Source organism: Lysobacter sp. TAB13 (genome assembly GCF_052113885.1).
In the GTDB taxonomy this organism is placed as follows: Bacteria; Pseudomonadota; Gammaproteobacteria; order Xanthomonadales; family Xanthomonadaceae; genus Lysobacter; species Lysobacter gummosus.
The window spans coordinates 1-681 of record NZ_JBFRDR010000075.1 but is presented as its reverse complement, the minus strand read 5'-3'; the positions used below and the strand labels follow the sequence as shown (position 1 = coordinate 681).

General features: G+C 64.6%; 1 protein-coding gene and 1 pseudogene. Both read left to right on the top strand.

Features of this window, described 5'->3' with window-relative positions:
* A pseudogene (locus tag AB4Y92_RS25185) lies at window positions 1-183 on the top strand (hypothetical protein); the annotation flags it as partial.
* Between the two features lie 178 nt (window positions 184-361).
* Window positions 362-681: hypothetical protein (locus tag AB4Y92_RS25180; RefSeq protein ID WP_441822100.1), on the top strand; the 320-nt coding region annotated here is incomplete at its 3' end.

Genomic DNA, 681 nt, shown 5'->3' with positions numbered 1-681 from the left:
GTCGTCGAGGATAGCGTCAACGGCGTCATGGCGGGCAAGGCCGCCGGCATGCAGGTCATCGGCTTCACCGCTGGGGCTCACTGCGCCGGCAATCATGGCGACCGTCTGGCAATGGCCGGCGCGGACCGCGTTGTCGGCCGCTATGGCGATCTCGCCGCCGCCTTGGACGGGCTGGGCGCATAGAGCCAGCTCAAGGCCGCCCCCAATGGGCGCTTGTGGCCAATTGCCGTCGTACACGCCCGGTCCGATTTGGAACCTTTGCGAGTGCAGGAGACGGCAAGGACTCGGGCCACGGCACAGGCGGTTTGTCGCGCTTTCGCCGTCGGTGGATTCCGGCCCCGGCCGAAACTAAATTGCGACAATGACCATTACGCGCCTCGACCACGTGCAACTCGCTATGCCACCCGGGGGCGAAAGCGAAGCACGCGCCTTTTATGAGGGCGTTCTCGGCATCAGCGAAGTCGCCAAGCCCGCTCATCTCGCCAGCCGGGGCGGATGCTGGTTCGAACAGGGAGCATTGAAGGTCCACCTGGGAGTGGACGCTGATTTCAAGCCAGCCCGCAAAGCGCACCCAGCCTTCATTGTGAGCGATCTCGCAGCGCTGGTCACCACTCTGAAGGCGCGCGGCTACCGCGTGGCAGAGGACCAACCATTGGACGGGTATGACCGGATGTATGTGGA